Origin of the sequence: Herbaspirillum sp. WGmk3 (assembly GCF_023952535.1) — a bacterium.
Classification (GTDB): Bacteria; Pseudomonadota; Gammaproteobacteria; order Burkholderiales; family Burkholderiaceae_D; genus Herbaspirillum; species Herbaspirillum huttiense.
On sequence record NZ_JAKYWT010000051.1, the window covers coordinates 1 to 277 of the forward strand.

Sequence of the window (277 nt, forward strand, 5' to 3'; positions counted from 1 at the left end):
GTGCACATCATCGGCGAAGGCAACCTGGCGGCCCTGGTGGCGGCCGATGCCTCGGCCCTGTACGCGCGCAACGTGCTCGACTTCCTGAAACTGATCATCGATGCCGAAGGCAGGCTGGTCATCAACAGGGAAGACGATATTGTCGCGGCCACGCTGCTTTGTTCAGGTGGTGAAGTGCTGCGCAAACAAGGAGACAAGTAATGGAAGTCAGCCACACCATCATCAACCTGATCATCTTCGTGCTGGCCATCTACGTTGGCTACCACGTGGTCTGGAC

2 pseudogenes are annotated in these 277 nt (G+C 57.8%); both read left to right on the forward strand.

Annotation, left to right across the window (positions count from 1 at the left end):
- Positions 1–201: pseudogene (locus MKD49_RS25890) on the forward strand (NAD(P)(+) transhydrogenase (Re/Si-specific) subunit alpha); the annotation flags it as partial.
- Positions 201–277, forward strand: a pseudogene (locus MKD49_RS25895) (NAD(P) transhydrogenase subunit alpha); the annotation flags it as partial. The pseudogenes MKD49_RS25890 and MKD49_RS25895, both read left to right, overlap by 1 nt.